Annotated in this window: 12 protein-coding genes; 4 read left to right on the top strand and 8 right to left on the bottom strand. The window is 68.7% G+C overall.

The genetic code is table 11. The annotated features are described in order from the left end of the window. Nucleotides 1–3: 3 nt before the first annotated feature. The 4 genes from DI276_RS44600 to DI276_RS44615 form a co-directional block, all read right to left on the bottom strand. A complete protein-coding gene (locus tag DI276_RS44600) occupies nucleotides 4–1,596 on the bottom strand; it encodes a glycoside hydrolase family 13 protein (RefSeq protein WP_112275522.1) in 1,593 nt (530 codons plus the stop codon). A 57-nt stretch (nucleotides 1,597–1,653) separates the two neighbouring features. Further along, entirely contained in the window at nucleotides 1,654–2,037 is a 384-nt protein-coding gene (locus DI276_RS44605; RefSeq protein WP_112275524.1) for a globin, read from the bottom strand. A gap of 87 nt (nucleotides 2,038–2,124) precedes the next feature. Beyond that, the gene (locus DI276_RS44610) at nucleotides 2,125–2,976 is read right to left on the bottom strand and encodes a mechanosensitive ion channel family protein (RefSeq protein WP_112275773.1); all 852 of its coding nucleotides are present in this window, start codon (nucleotides 2,974–2,976) and stop codon (nucleotides 2,125–2,127) included. 74 nt (nucleotides 2,977–3,050) lie between these two features. Continuing rightward, nucleotides 3,051–5,147, bottom strand: a complete 2,097-nt coding sequence (locus DI276_RS44615) for a prolyl oligopeptidase family serine peptidase (RefSeq protein WP_112275526.1) — start codon at nucleotides 5,145–5,147, stop codon at nucleotides 3,051–3,053. A 247-nt stretch (nucleotides 5,148–5,394) separates the two neighbouring features. Between DI276_RS44615 and DI276_RS44620 the strand changes: the two genes are divergently transcribed. Next, nucleotides 5,395–5,967, top strand: a complete 573-nt coding sequence (locus DI276_RS44620; RefSeq protein ID WP_112275528.1) for an HNH endonuclease — start codon at nucleotides 5,395–5,397, stop codon at nucleotides 5,965–5,967. A gap of 15 nt (nucleotides 5,968–5,982) precedes the next feature. Here DI276_RS44620 and DI276_RS44625 read toward each other — a convergent pair whose 3' ends face one another. After that, entirely contained in the window at nucleotides 5,983–6,699 is a 717-nt protein-coding gene (locus DI276_RS44625; RefSeq protein WP_332874761.1) for a DUF2345 domain-containing protein, read from the bottom strand. A 12-nt stretch (nucleotides 6,700–6,711) separates the two neighbouring features. Between DI276_RS44625 and DI276_RS44630 the strand changes: the two genes are divergently transcribed. Genes DI276_RS44630 through DI276_RS44640 form a run of 3 tightly spaced genes read left to right on the top strand, consistent with a single transcriptional unit; the run spans nucleotide 6,712 to nucleotide 8,613 of the window. Further along, a complete protein-coding gene (locus DI276_RS44630) occupies nucleotides 6,712–7,881 on the top strand; it encodes an MFS transporter (protein ID WP_157985345.1) in 1,170 nt (389 codons plus the stop codon). Nucleotides 7,882–7,901: 20 nt separating this feature from the next. Then, nucleotides 7,902–8,147 carry an aa3-type cytochrome oxidase subunit CtaJ gene (gene ctaJ / locus DI276_RS44635; RefSeq protein ID WP_112275532.1) on the top strand — a complete coding sequence of 82 codons (246 nt, stop codon included), beginning with the start codon at nucleotides 7,902–7,904 and terminating at the stop codon, nucleotides 8,145–8,147. Continuing rightward, the gene (locus DI276_RS44640; protein WP_112275535.1) at nucleotides 8,134–8,613 is read left to right on the top strand and encodes a DUF5130 family protein; all 480 of its coding nucleotides are present in this window, start codon (nucleotides 8,134–8,136) and stop codon (nucleotides 8,611–8,613) included. The genes ctaJ and DI276_RS44640 overlap by 14 nt, the downstream gene beginning before the upstream one ends. Before the next feature lie 25 nt (nucleotides 8,614–8,638). Here DI276_RS44640 and DI276_RS51660 read toward each other — a convergent pair whose 3' ends face one another. The 3 genes from DI276_RS51660 to pepN all read right to left on the bottom strand — a co-directional run bounded on the left by DI276_RS51660 (nucleotide 8,639) and on the right by pepN (nucleotide 13,319). Then, complete coding sequence (locus tag DI276_RS51660) at nucleotides 8,639–9,280, bottom strand: GNAT family N-acetyltransferase (RefSeq protein WP_198681288.1); 642 nt, start codon at nucleotides 9,278–9,280, stop codon at nucleotides 8,639–8,641. Next, the gene (locus tag DI276_RS44650) at nucleotides 9,277–10,686 is read right to left on the bottom strand and encodes a barstar family protein (protein ID WP_112275537.1); all 1,410 of its coding nucleotides are present in this window, start codon (nucleotides 10,684–10,686) and stop codon (nucleotides 9,277–9,279) included. Before DI276_RS44650 ends, DI276_RS51660 begins: the two co-directional genes overlap by 4 nt. A gap of 71 nt (nucleotides 10,687–10,757) precedes the next feature. Next, nucleotides 10,758–13,319: an aminopeptidase N gene (pepN, locus tag DI276_RS44655; RefSeq protein ID WP_112275539.1), complete on the bottom strand. Its 2,562-nt coding sequence runs from the start codon at nucleotides 13,317–13,319 to the stop codon at nucleotides 10,758–10,760. Between the last annotated feature and the right edge of the window lie 95 nt (nucleotides 13,320–13,414).

Consider the following 13,414-nt stretch of genomic DNA (forward strand, 5'->3'; position numbering starts at 1 on the left):
GACTCAGACCAGCCAGACGGCCGTGTCGGGCGGCAGCTGGTCGCCGTCCATCGGACCGGACGACAGCAGCACCTGACCAGGAGGCAGCGGCACGGACGCACCGGACGTGTTCAGCGCGCAGATCAGCCCGCCACCCTTGCGCCGGAACGCGAAGCAGCCGGCCGGAGCGCCGTACCACTCGAGCTCGTCACCGCCGAACGCCGCGTTGGACTTCCGGTGCTCCAGCGCCTCCCGGTACAGGGACAGCATGGAACCCGGGTCTTCCAGCTGGGCCTCCGCCGTGAGGTGGTCCCACTCGTTCGGCTGCGGCAGCCACGTGTTGACGGCCGTCGAGAACCCGAACGGCGGCGAGGTGCCCTCCCACGGGATCGGCACGCGGCAGCCGTCGCGCCCGCGCTCGGTGTGGCCGGAACGCTCCCAGGTCGGGTCCTGCAGGGCCCAGTCCGGCAGCTCCACGTTCGGCAGGCCGAGCTCTTCGCCGTTGTAGAGGTAGATCACGCCCGGCAGCGCCAGTTCGACCAGCGTCATCGCGCGGGCCCGCTGCTCGCCCAGCGCACCGCCGCCGTAGCGCGTCACGTGCCGCACGACGTCGTGGTTGGACAACGTCCACGTGGCGGACGTGCCGGCCAACGCGACCGCGCCCAGCGAGTGCTCGATCGCCGAACGGACGGCGTCGGCGTCGAAGTCGGCCTCGACCAGGCGGAAGTTGAAGCCCAGGTGCAGCTCGTCGGGACGGACGTACGCGGCGAAGCGCTCGTCGTCCTTCACCCAGATCTCGCCGACGGCCATGGTGCCGGGGTAGCCGTCCATGACCTTGCGGATCATCCGGTGGATCTCGTGCACGCCGTCGTTGTCGAACCGCGGGTCGTGCGCGTCGTCGGACAGCACGCCGGGGACCTGCTCGCGGATCTCCATGTCCGGCAGGCCCTCCGGCTTGGCCATGCCGTGCGCCACGTCGATGCGGAAGCCGTCGACGCCGCGGTCCAGCCAGAAGCGCAGCGTGTGCTCCAGGTCAGCCCTGACCTCGGGGTGGTCCCAGTTCAGGTCGGGCTGCTCTGGCGCGAACAGGTGCAGGTACCACTGGCCGTCGGGCACGCGGGTCCAGGCGGGGCCGCCGAAGACGGACACCCAGTTGTTCGGCGGCTGGGAGCCGTCGAAGCCGCGGCCCTCGCGGAAGATGTAGCGGGACCGCTCCATGCTGCCGGGACCGGCCTGCAGCGCCTCCTGGAACCACTCGTGCAGGTCGCTCGTGTGGTTCGGGACCAGGTCGACCGTCACGCGGATGTTGTGCTCGTGCGCGTCCGCCACCAGCCGGTCGAACGCGGCCAGGTCGCCGAACAGCGGGTCCACGTTGCGCGGGTCCGCCACGTCGTAGCCGTGGTCGGCCATGGGGGAGCGGTAGAACGGGGTGAGCCACAGGGCGTCGACACCGAGCAGTTCCAGGTAGCCGAGACGGGATCGGATGCCGTCGAGGTCGCCCACGCCGTCGCCGTTGGAGTCGGCGAAGGAACGCACGTACACCTGGTAGAAGACGGCGTCACGCCACCAGGCGGACTCTTCGGCGATCTCGGGAGTGAGGTCGGAGGATCGTCGCACGGGGGGTCATCCTGCCATTCGTCTCGCAGCGATTGGGCCCGATCGGGTGATGGGCGATCAAGACCAGCTGTTCATCAGACTGTTCGCGGCCATCTCCAGGTAGTCCCAGAGCTGCTTGCGGTGGGCCTCGGGAAGCCCGGCCTCGTCGACGGCGATCCGCATGCAGCGCAGCCACGCGTCGCGTTCGATCGGTCCGATCTTGAACGGCGCGTGCCGCATCCGCAGCCTCGGGTGGCCGCGGTTCTCCGAGTACGTGTGGGGGCCGCCCCAGTACTGCATCAGGAACAGCCGCAGGCGCTCCTCCGCAGGTCCGAGGTCCTCTTCCGGGTACAGGGGCAGGAGGACCTCGTCGGCCTTCACCTCTTTGTAGAAGCGCGCGACGATGCGGTGGAACGTCTCCTCGCCACCGACCTGTTCGAAGAAGCTCACGGGGTTGCCCACCCGACCATCCTGACTCACGCGAGCCACCGCGTGCAGGCCGCCCCGGTGATTGGCCGTCTCGAATGGGTGTTCGACGTCACTCGGCCGTCACTTGGCCGTGAAGCCTGCCTCTTCCAGAGCGGGCATGAGCTGCGCACGGAGGTTGCGCTGGACCGCCCACTGGCGGCCGGGCCGCGTTTTCACGATCACTCGCAGCGTGATGTTGTCCGGTGTGAACTTCTCCACACCGAGCACCTCGGGCTTGGCCGTGATGTCCGTCTTGACCGGCTCCAGCTCGGCCGCCTCGGCGACCTTGCGCTCCAGCACCTTGGTCGCCTCCGCGAGGTTCGCGCCGTAGCTCAGCGGCAGGTCGACGACCGCGACGGCGAAGCCCTGCGACGAGTTGCCGACGCGCAGGATCTCGCCGTTGCGGACGTACCAGACCGTGCCGCCGGTGTCCCGGATCGTCGTGGTGCGCAGCGCGACCGCCTCGACGGTGCCGGTGATCGACGGGCCGAGGTCCACGACGTCGCCCACGCCGTACTGGTCCTCCATCAGCATGAACATGCCGGACAGGAAGTCCTTCACCAGGTTCTGGGCGCCGAAACCGATGGCGACGCCCAGGATGCCCGCCGAGGTCAGGATCGGCGTGATGTTGATGCCCAGCACGAGCAGGATCTCCAGGAACGCGATTCCGAAGATCAGGATCGTGACGATGGACTTCAGCACCGAGCCGATGGTCTTGGCCCGCTGCTCACGGCGTTCGGAGATCAGGTTCCCGAGCGCCTGCGGAGCGCGTTCGCGCAACGGCTTGAGCAGGCCCGGCTTCTTGCCTTCCTTGCCGGGCGTGGTGATCCGGTCGATGACCTTGCGCAGCAGGGCCCTGATCACGAAGGCGGCGATCAGGATCACGACGATCTTGATCGCGCCCGCGAGGATCGTCGGCCCGTACTTGTCCATGAAGTTGACCGCCTCGGCGGCCTTGTTCGTGACGTCATCCACAGGACTGGTCTGCAGCACCTGGTCGTGCCCTCCTACAACTCCATGCCGGTGGCATTCGCGAGAAAAGTCAGCTGGTCCACGGCGAGAGCGACCGTCCGGCTGACCGACCTGCCCGCGTGACCGACCTCGGTCTCGCGCCTGATCAGCACGGGGTGCTTGGTCGGATCACTCGTCGAAGCGTGCTGCAACGCAGCGCACATCTTCCTGGCGTGGTTGGGATCCACGCGGGAGTCCGACTCGAACACCGTGAACAACACGGAAGGGTACTCAACGTCCGTTACCACTCGGTGATAAGGAGAGTAGGAGAGCAGCCAGCCCAGCTCCTCGGAAACGCTTGCGCTGCCGTATTCGTCGGCCCACAACCGTCCGAGCAGGAAGTTCTCGTAGCGCACCATGTCGAGCAGTGGCGCTGAGCACACCACGGCCGCGTAGAGCTCGGGGCGTTGCGTGAGAGCGGCACCGACGAGCAGGCCGCCGTTGGAGCCGCCCATGATCGCGAGCTGCTGCGGCGTGGTCCAGCCGTCGCGCACCAGACGTTCGGCGGCGGCGTGGAAGTCGTCGAACACGTTCTGCTTGTTGGCGCGCATGCCGGCGACGTGCCACTCCTCGCCTTCCTCGTCGCCTCCGCGCAACGACACGTGCACCCACACGCCGCCCGCTTCGACCCAGGCCAGCGTGGTCGCGCTGTAGCCGGGACCGCGGCCGATCGCGAAGCCGCCGTAGCCGGTGAGCAGCGCGGGACGTGGCAGCTCGGGCTTCTGTTCGCCGCTGACGACGAACATGCGGACCGTCGTGCCGTCCTTGGACGTGTACGCGATCTGCTGCGTCGTCACGGTCGGCAGCTCGACGCGTCCGGGCGCCGCTTCGTGCAGCACCGTCTCGCCGGTCGACGTGGAGAAGCGGAACACCGACTGCGGCGTCACGAAGTCCGTCCACCCGAACCACACCGTGTCCTGGTCGTGGTCGGTCGCCGTGTCCACGACGGACATGCCGTGCAACGAACCCGTGCCGGGCAGCGGGATCTCCTGCTTGTGCGCGCCCGATTCCGCGTCGTGCAGGTGCAGCTCGGACACCGCGTGCCGGGTGCGCAGGACGACCAGGTCGCCGTTCAGCCAGCGCACGCCGTCGAGCACCGAGTCCGGCTCCTCGCCGATGAGCTCGGTCCACTCGGTGGGGTTCGCGGGATCGGCGACGCACAGACGCTGCCGGGGCGCGTTGTGGTTGGTGTGCAGGTACAGCCTGCCGTCGGGGGCGACCGACGCCGAGCACTGCACGCCGGCCTCGGTCAGGATCACCGGCTTGAGCTCGCCGTCACCGTGCAGGTCCGCGATCCACACGGAATCGTGCTTCATCGTGCTGGGCGCGCCGCTCACGACCAGCCAGCGGCCGTCGTGCGAGACGTTCAGCGTGTAGTAGAAGGTGTGCGCCTGGCCGTCGCCGTGCACGTTGAGGTCCGTGTCCGGGTTCGTGCCCACGCGGTGGCGCCACACGCGGCGGTGGAACAGCTTCTCGTCCTCGGGCAGCAGCGCCGGGTCGAGCTGGCGCACGTAGTAGAACTCCTCGCCGCCGGGCAGCCAGCCGATGGCGGAGTAGCGGCACCGGTCGATCGGACCCTCGATGAGCTCGCCGGAGTCGACGTCGATGACGTGCAGCAGCGAGTGCTCGTTGCCGCCGATCGACACCTGGTAGGCGAGGCGCCGGCCTTCGAGGCTCGGGGACCAGCCGTCCAGCGTGGTCCTGCCGGACGGGTCGAGCGCGCTGACGTCGAGCAGCACGCGCTCGGTGCCGTCGACCTCGCGCACCATGACGACCGGGTGGTCCTGCTCCGGGCCGCGGCGGGTGAAGAACGCCCTGCCCGCGCGCCAGGACGGTGTGGACACCGACCCCGTGCGCATCAGGTCCTTCAGCCTGCCGCTGAGGCGTTCGCGACCGGGCATCGCGTCCAACCAGGAGCGTGCGAGCACGTCCTGGGCCTGCGACCACTCCTCGGTGCGCGGGTCGCTCGTGTCCTCGAGCCAGCGGTACGGGTCGGCGACGTCACGACCGTGAATCTGCTCGACGAGGTTTAGCCGCTCGGCGACCGGGTAGGAGATCGTCGCAGGCAGTGGTGTGGAAGGAGCCTCAGTCACCTTGTCAAGAGTAGCGGGCGATGAAAACCACTTCCGTTAGGGAGCTGGTTTACCCCAGGTTTGATCACACATCCATGACGCGTCACTTATCACACGTGATTTTTTGCTGGTAAGTGTGGTCTCCTATGGCTGAACCGGTGGAGGTGGTCGCGTGCCAGACCGACAACCGACCCCTATCGGCGCCTCGCTACCAGGCGAGACGGCGCCGACGGTCCCCCCATGCCGAAAACAGGCCGAGTTGCGGGCAGTGCCCGATGGGGATCGAGATGGGGGAGGTTCCGGTCCGACGCCGGCGGTTTTCCCCTGGGGAAGACGCAAAGTCCTGCTGCTGAACGCCACGTTCGAGCCGCTCACGGCCCTGTCGCTGCGCCGGGCGGTCGTGCTGGTGGTGTGCGGCAAAGCCGAAGTCGTGCACGGAGACGCTTCCGGGCTGGTGCTGCACTCGTCGAAGTCCGAGGTGCTCGTGCCGTCCGTGATCCGGCTGAGCACCTATGTTCGCGTGCCTTATCGCGGTCGCGTGCCGATGACCCGTGCCGGGCTCATGCACCGCGACCGTTATCGCTGCGCCTACTGCGGCGGGCGGGCCGAGACGATCGACCACGTCGTGCCGCGCTCACGTGGCGGACCTCACACCTGGACCAACTGCGTCGCGTGCTGCGCGAAGTGCAACCACCGCAAGGCGGACAAGCTGTTGTCCGAGCTGGGGTGGCGGCTGCGCGTCGTGCCCGCGGCGCCGCGTGGCCCGCACTGGCGGTTGCTCGCCGGGGTGGCCGAGGCTGATCCGCAGTGGTTGCCGTACCTGGGTGAACCGGCGGCCTGATCTTTCTGGCAGAGGTCAGGCCGCGAGGGAGAAGTCGTTCTGGCGGGCCGTGATGCGGACGCTGTCGTCGTGTGCCGTGATGCGCACCGAGTCGTCGTGCGCGGTGATGCGCACGGAGTCGTCCATCGTGATGCGGACCGAGTCGTCGTGAGCCGTGATGCGGACCGAGTCGTCGTGAGCCGTGATCCGGACCGAGTCCTCACGGGCAGTGATCCTGACGGAATCCTGCTGGGCGGTGATGCGGACGGAGTCCTCACGGGCAGTGATGCGCACCGAGTCGGACATGGTGATCCTGACCGAATCGCTCGCAGTGATGCGAACCGAGTCTGCCATCGTGATGCGCACCGAGTCCGAGGCAGTGATGCGCACCGAATCGGCCGCAGTGATCCGAACGGAGTCACTCGCCGTGATGCGAACGGAGTCACTTGCCGTGATACGCACTGAATCGTCCTTGTAGCTCGGAAGAGTGATGGACAGGGCCTGGGGGCGGGTCATGTTCAACATTTTGTGTCCTCCAGGACGCTCGGGGCGGCTGCGCAAGAGCCGTATAGGTGAAAAGCTAAGAGGTGGGTGTTCCGGGAACAAGACCCCAAACCGGCACCCGTTCGCATCCGACCGGGTGAGGCCTGACCGGGTGTAACCGCTGCGCCGCACGAGAGCACTCATTGCCTCTACTGGCCGGTATGGACACGCTCTGTAGCGTTCAAACTGGTGGAACGTGACGTGCGTCATACGCTTGGAAGCGTGCGCGGAGGCGGTTTTCGGGCACTCACCGCCGCGTGGGCGGTGTCGCTCGTCGGTGACGGCGTGCGCATCGTCGCGTTGCCGTTGTTCACCGCCGCGAACACTCGCAGTCCGCTCGCGGTGTCCGCTGTGGCCGTCGCGACAACTCTGCCGTGGTTGGTCGTCGCGCTGCCCGCCGGCGCGCTGGTGGACCGGTGGAGACCGAGAACCGTTGTCGTGGTGGCACATTGGCTGCGCGCCGGGGTGACCGGAGTGCTCGCGCTGGCGGTCCACACCGGACACGCGACGGTCGTCGTCTTGTGCGCCACGGCTTTTGTACTGACCTCTGTCGAGACGTTCGCGGACTCGGCGGCGCAGGTGCTGCTGGTCGAGCTGGCCGGCCAGGACGAGCTGGAGGCGGCGAACAGCAGGTTCGTCGCGGTCGAGACGGTCGGCATGGACCTCGCCGGTCCGCTGGCCGCCGCGGTGCTGTTCTGGTGGGCTCCGGCGGCCTGTTTCGCGCTGGACGCGGCCTCGTTCGTGATCGCCGCGATGCTGGTGTTCCGCGTGCCAGACGTGGCTCCCGAACGTTCTCGAGGCGATCTTCGTCGGCAACTGGTGGAGGGCGCGCGGCTCGTCGTGCGGACCCCTGGCCTGCGGTCACTGGTAGTTGCCGTCGCAATCACAGCTGTCTGTGCGGCCGCGGTCAACGCCATGCTGGCGCTCTACTCCATCCAGGTGCTCGGCCTCGCCGAACCGGTGGTTCCCGGTCTGGTCGTGTGCATGGCGGCCGGCGCTCTGCTAGGTGCCTGGCTGTCCCCTCGGCTCGCGGCGCGCTGGGGTGCCGGCCGGGTGATGGTCGGGTTCCTGGCGTTGCTGGGCGCGGCGTTCGCGTTGTTCGGTCTGGTGCCCTGGCTGGTGGTGGCCGTGACCGCGTGCGTGCTGTTCGGCGTGGCGTCCGCCGGGTGGAACGTGCTGTCCGCGACCCGCCGCCAACGCCTCACGCCCGGCTCGATGATGGGCCGCGTGACAAGCGCTTACCGAGTGCTCGCGTGGGGTCTGTCGCCGCTGGGTGCGGGCCTCGCCGGACCGCTGGCGGCGGTGGCGTCACTGGGGGCCGTCTACGTCGTGGCGGGCACGATCGTGGGATTGACCGCGATCACGCTGGCCCGGCCGCTCACGCGCGGCTGAGTTCGGCTACCGTACCCGCCGTGACCATCGTGGAGACCGTCCTCGTCTTCGCGCTGATCCCGCTGGCTCTGTACGGCGTGATCGCGCTGCTGACGGTGAGGCCAAAGGCCACCCGGATTCCCCGGTACCGGCCCGGCCAGGAGTGGGGCTACGCCCCGGTGTGGTGGAGCGCGAACCCGGCCGGGTTGAGCTCGGACCACCACAGCACCGCCGAGCCCGCTGCTACGGGTTCGACTGCCAAGGGAGGCGCCCGTGGCAACTGGTAAGGCGATCGAGACCGTCGACCCGTCGACGCTGCCCGTCGGCGCAGTCGTGACGAACAGCGGCCGTGTCTCCGCTGCGAAGATGTACGAGCCGCACGCGCCGGAGCTGCCGTTCACGCCGGCCCAGCTCGCGCAGCTGGACGAGGCGGTGACGCTCTCCAGCCGCACGACGGGCCTCGACTTCAGCGTGTACCTGGGCGAGCTGGGCTCTGCTTCGCGTGAGCGCGCCGAGGAGCTGCACGCCTCCACCGACCGTCCGTCGCACCACGTCCTGCTGGCCGTGTCGCCGGGCGAGCGCGTCGTCGAGATCGTGACGGGCGAGGAGTCGCACCGCCGCGTCGCCGACCGCGGTGCCAAGCTCGCCGTGATGAGCATGGTGGCGTCCTTCAAGGAGGGCGACCTCGCGGGCGGCCTCCTGTCGGGCCTGCGCATGCTGACCGACCAGGCCGGCAACGCACCGCGTTCCTGACTCAGGTTGTCGACAGGCCCCCGGTTTACTCGCCGGGGGCCTTCGCGTTTCGCGCCACGACGAGGTCGGAGATCTTCTCCCAGCCGAGCTTGCCGTAGAGGTGCACGCCGTCGGTCGAGGAGAACAGCAACCCGGTCTTGGCGCCGTCCCGCACCGCTTCGCGCACCAGCGTTCCCATCACGACGCTGCCGAGCCCACGCCGCCGGTGCGCGTCGTCGGTCCAGATGCGGTGCGCCACAGCGTCTTCGCCGACGACGGCCATCAGCCCGCTCGCCGCTTCCTCGCCGTCCTTCAGCACCTGCACCCCGATGACCGGATTCCGCCGCACCTCCACGACATAGCCCGCGGGCACGTCGAACGCCGGATGCTCGGTGAGCGCACACCGCATGAACGTCTCGTCCGGCCTGGCCACGATCATCCCGGCCGCCTCGATCTCCGCGGTCACTTTCGCCGGAGCGTGCGTCAACACGCTGAGCCAGTTCGGTTCCGCGCCGGCGGCGACGATTCCGGCGACCTCGGTGACGTCGGCCTCGTCGGTGATGATCCACTCGTGCACGCGATGCGGCCGGTTCACGTGGACGACCAGGTGGCCGTCTCGACGCTCGGACGTCAGCCCGTCGGCCGCGATCCAGCCGCGGTGCCAGCGCTCCGCCAGTTCACCGATCATGCTTCCCCCTTGGTCCTGGACGCGATGACGACGTCGGAAACGGTTGTCCAGCCCAGCTTCCGGTAGAGGTGCAGACCGTCCCCGGTCGCGAACAGCAGCCCGTCCTCGGCGCCGGCCTTGACCGCTTCTCGGGCGAGCAGGCCCATGACCACGCTGCCGAGCCCGTGCCGCCGGTGCTCTGGCGAGGTCCGGATGCGGTGCGGCACAGCGTCTTCGCCGATCACGGCCATCAACCCGCTCGCGGCTTCTGCTCCGTCGGCGCTCAGCACGACCTCGATCACGTCTCCCGGCGTCACCCGCACTTCGAAGCCCTCAGGTGGTTCCGGCGCCGGATGATCGGCGAGTGCGCGCCGCATCAACGTCTCGCGCAGCCGCATCTCCAGTCCCGCGCCGGTGAAGAGGGCGGTGACCTCGTCCGGGGCGGTCGTCGCCACGGTGATCCAGTCGCCGTCCCGCAGTTGCGTGAGGTGCCAAGCCGCCTGGCCTTCGTCGGTGAGCACGTGCTCGACGTGCTGGTCCACGCTCACCTGCAGGGAGTCGGGGAACGACTCGGCGGACAGGCCGGCGGCCTTGGCCCAGCCGGCGGCCCACCGGGCTGCGAGCTCGCCGAGTGCCGTGCGCCTGGAAGACTTCAGTTCGACGGCAACGCCGCGCTGCCTCAACAACTTCAGGACGTCCTGGAAGTAGTCCGGGATCGCCTCGTGCGCCACCTGCGCGTCGTGCCACACCAGCGTGAACCCCGGCTTGACGCCCCACCCGCCGCCCAGGCAGTCCTTGAACGCGTTGAACTCCCGGCCGAAGTAGCCGCCAGGTCCCACCAACGCCTCGCTCATCGCGAGGTGCAGACCAGGCACATCCGTGGCGTGGCGGCCGTCGAGCTCGTACACACCGCCCACCTCGTCGGCTTCGAACTCCTTGCGCGCCAGGAAGGTGAGATGGCCCCAAGCCTCGCGGCCCTCTTCGTCGAACGGGCCCCAGAGGTTCCGTTCCGCCGGAACACCCTCGCGCCACAGGTCCCACACGGCACGTGCCGACGGGGCTGGGCGATCTCGCCATCTCACCGGGTTGCGCGACGGCGACTGGGCGAGCACGACGTCGAAGAGCCCGTCGCCCAGCGCGGACGGCGCCACGGACACGACGTCCAGTGCGATGGGCACCTTGGCCATCACCCGGCCGTGCCGATCCAACGCGTGCAGGCGCTCACCGCAGGCGTACGGGTGCTTGCCCCGCTCCAGCGGCTGGACGCGTGCGGGATTCTCGACACCGATCAACGTCACCGGTGGGCACCCGCGCAGCAGCGGGTCGCTGAACAACCCGTCGACGTCGACAGCGCGCGTCAGCACCTCCGTGACCGCGTCGTAGCTGTCTTCGGTCTCGTACCAGTGCACGATCTCGTAGCGGAACAAAACACCCCCAGGAGACGGGAAAGCCCCGTGCCGCCATCAAAGCGTCACGGGGCCGTCACCACCAAGCGATTTCAGGAGCGGTCGAACTCCTGCGCGGCCAACGCGCGCACGATGCCCGCACGTCCCTCGGAAACCAGGCGGCGCAACGCCGGCGGGTGCTCGTCGGCGAGCCAGGCGTCCGCAGCCTCCACAGTGGACCGAGCGATCGACCACGCCGGGAACATGCCGACCACCATGGACTGCGCCCGCTCGGACGTCCGCCGGTCCCAGACGCTCTTCACGTCAGCGAAGTAGCGCTCGACGTACGGTGCGAGCAGCTCCTTCTGACCGGGGTGCGAGATGCCCGCGATGATCGCCTCACTGACCGCGTTCGGCAGGTCGTCGTCGTTCACCGCGCGGTCCCACGCCTCGTCCTTGGCCTCGATCGTCGGGCGCAGCGCACGCGCCTGCTGCGCGCGGCGGTGGCCGGTGGCGGTCGGGTCGCGCTCCTCCTCGGCGTTGATCTCCGCCAGGTCGGCCTTGCCGTGTGCGACGAGGGCCTGCAGCAGTCGCCAGCGCAGGTCGGTGTCGACGTCCAGGCCTTCCAGGACGGCGCTTCCGTCGTACCAGCCGCGCAGCACGTCCAAAGTGGACTCGTCCAGCACCGAGGACGCCAGCGCGTTCACGAACGCGAGCTGGTGGTCCGAACCCGGCTCGGCTGCGACTGCCAGTTCCAGCGCCTTCGCCACGAACCGGCGCCAGCCCTCCGCTCGCCACGAGTCGTCCGCGTAGGACGACAGCGAGGTCTGGGCCTGCAGCAGAAGCCGTTGCACCACACCGACCTCCGACTCGGAGTGCAGCCCGCCGAGCACCAGGTTCACGAAGTCGCGAGCCTTCAGCTCGGCCTCGCGGGTCATCTCCCACGCGGCCGACCAGCACAGCGTGCGCGGCAGCGGCTCGGCGATGTCGGAGATGTGGTCGATCAGCGCGGCCAGCGAGTCGGGGTCGAGGCGCATCGTGCAGTACGTGAGGTCGTCGTCGTTGACCAGCACGATCTTGCCGCGGTGCACGCCGACCAGTTCGGGCACCTCGGTGCGGTCGCCGGTGACGTCCAGCTCGTGCCGGTGCGTGCGGACGAGCTTGCCGGTCTCGTCGGCGTCGTAGACACCGATCGCGATGCGGTGCGTGCGCAGTTCTCCGGCGCCCGGACGCGCACCACCCTGCAGCACGGCGAACTCCGTGAACTTCCCGGCAGCGTCAACGGTGAACTTGGGGCGCAACAGGTTCAGGCCGGTCGTCTCCAGCCACTGCGCGCTCCACCACGACAGGTCGCGGCCGGACGCCTCCTCCAGCGCGCCCAGCAGGTCGGCCAGCGTCGCGTTGCTCCAGGCGTGCTTGGCGAAGTAGACCCGCAGACCCGCCAGGAAGTTCTCCAGCCCGACGTACGCGACGAGCTGCTTCAGCACGGAAGCGCCCTTGGCGTAGGTGATGCCGTCGAAGTTGACCTCGACCGCCTGCACGTCGGAGATGTCCGCGGCGACCGGGTGCGTCGACGGCAGCTGGTCTTGGCGGTAGGCCCACGACTTCTCGATCTTGGCGAACGTCGTCCACGCCTGGCGGTACTCGGTGGCCTCCGCCTGCGCGAGCACCGAGGCCCAGGTGGCGAACGACTCGTTCAGCCACAGGTCGTCCCACCAGCGCATGGTCACGAGGTCGCCGAACCACATGTGCGCCATCTCGTGCAGCACGGTCTCGGCGCGCCGCTCGTAGAGGTAGCGGGTGACGCGGCTGCGGAAGACGTAGTCCTCCAGGAACGTGACGCAGCCCGCGTTCTCCATCGCGCCCGCGTTGAACTCCGGCACGAAGCACTGGTCGTACTTGCCGAACGGGTACTGCACCCCGAACGCCTTGTGGAAGAACCCGAAGCCCTGCTTGGTCTCCGTGAAGAGCCGCTCGGCGTCCATGTGCGGAGCGAGCGAGGCGCGGCAGTAGATGCCCAGCGGGATCTTGAAGTCGCCCTCGACGAACTCGTCGCGCCACTCCGCGTACGGCCCGGCGACCAGCGCCACGATGTAGGTCGACATCGGCTTGGTGGTGGCGAACGTGTGCACGTCCGCGCCGCCCTCGCCGTCCTCGGTGGCGATGATCTCGCCGTTCGAGATGACCTTCCAGTCGTGCGGAGCCGTCACCTTCATCGAGTAGACGGACTTCAGGTCCGGCTGGTCGAAGCACGCGAACATGCGCTTGGCGTCGGCGGTCTCGAACTGCGAGTACAGGTACACGCCGCCGTCGACCGGGTCGACGAACCGGTGCAGGCCCTCGCCGGTGTTCATGTACCGGCAGTCGGCCTCGATGGTGAGCTCGTTGGTCTCCGCGAGGTCCGGCAGCTTGACGCCGTCCTCCTCGCGGTACTCGGAGACGTCGAGCTCGCTGCCGTTCAGCACAGCGCGGTGCACGGTCGCCGCCACGATGTCGATCCACGAGGAAGCACCCGGAGTCCGGCTGCGGAACACCACGGTGGTGGTGGAGCGGAACGTGTCCGAACCCGGCTTTCCGCCGCCGTCGGTCAGGTCCAGCTCGATCCGGTAGGACTCCACTTCCAGCAGCTCAGCACGTTCCTGAGCCTGGTCGCGGGTGAGGTTGGGCGCGGCCACTGGTCACCTCGTCTGCCACGCGTTTGGTTACGCGCTGACGTCGTCGGGAATGGTTATGACTCCCGCATCCAATCACGGAACCGGCGTACGGGAAG

Origin of the sequence: Lentzea terrae, from assembly GCF_003265345.1 — a bacterium.
Classification (GTDB): domain Bacteria; phylum Actinomycetota; class Actinomycetes; order Mycobacteriales; family Pseudonocardiaceae; genus Lentzea; species Lentzea terrae.